This window comes from Cupriavidus sp. CP313 (assembly GCF_054072015.1).
Genome location: NZ_JBSVZB010000086.1, coordinates 1 through 1128, shown reverse-complemented (window position 1 = coordinate 1128; position 1128 = coordinate 1). Strand labels below are relative to the sequence as shown.

Genomic DNA, 1128 nt, shown 5'->3' with positions numbered 1-1128 from the left:
CTAGTGTCCTGAGTCAGAAATTCGTAGACAAAATCGCTCGATGCTGGCGAGGATGTCATCGGCTGACTTCGACCATGCGAAGGGCTTGGGATTGGCGTTGTTAAGGACAAGGTATTGGCGGATGGCTTGCTCAAGTTGTCGGGTTGAGCGATGCGTGCCACGGCGGATGTATTTCTCGGTGATGGTGGCAAACCAGCGCTCCACCTGATTGATCCATGAGGCAGAGGTCGGTGTGAAATGAACGTGGAAGCGTGGATGGCGAGCAAACCAAGCCTTGACCGATGGCGTCTTATGCGTCCCGTAGTTGTCCATGACGAGATGCACATCGAGTTTGGTTGGCACGTTGGCTTCTATGGTACGTAGGAACTGCAGGAACTCACTGCTGCGATGTCTGCGATGCAATTCACCGATGACTTTTCCTGTGGCGATGTCCAGCGCCGCGAACAATGTTGTCGTGCCATGGCGCATATAGTCGTGCGTGCGTCGCTCAGGGATGCCTGGCGCCAGCGGCAGAATGGGCTGGGTGCGGTCCAGTGCCTGGATCTGGCTCTTCTCGTCAACGCACAACACCATGGCCTTGAGCGGTGGGTCGAGGTACAACCCCACGATATCGCGCACCTTCTCCACGAACAACGGGTCACTGGAGAGCTTGAAGGTCTCCTGCCGATGTGGCTGCAGCCCGAAGGCGCGCCAGATCCGCGTCACCGTCGACTGCGAGATATCCGCCGAACGAGCCATGGTGCGCGTGCTCCAGTGGGTGGCATCGGCTGGCACGGATTCGAGCGTCTTGGCAACGATCGCATCAACCTGTGCATCTCCAATGGTCCTTGGTGCTCCCGGGCGCGGAGCATCAAGCAACCCATCCAGGCGATCCACGACGAAGCGAGAGCGCCACTTGGAAACCGTATGCACGTCGACACGCTGCTTCGTCGCGACGGTCTTGTTGTCGAGGCCTTCAGCGCAAGCCAGCACAATGCGCGCTCGCAAAGCCAACGCTTGTGCCGTCTTGCGCCGCATCGTCAGCGCCTTGAGTTGCTCGCGTTCGGCCTCACTCAAAATCAGTTCCGCCTTCGGTCTCCCTCTCATCGCTGCCTCGCCCTGTGTGTGCCTTCAATGCAGAGTACAAGG

Annotated in this window: 1 protein-coding gene; it reads right to left on the bottom strand. The window is 58.7% G+C overall.

The features are described 5' to 3' along the window. The gene (locus ACW4E8_RS40980) at positions 1 to 1086 is read right to left on the bottom strand and encodes an IS630 family transposase (protein ID WP_456809695.1); all 1086 of its coding nucleotides are present in this window, start codon (positions 1084 to 1086) and stop codon (positions 1 to 3) included. Positions 1087 to 1128 lie beyond the last annotated feature (42 nt).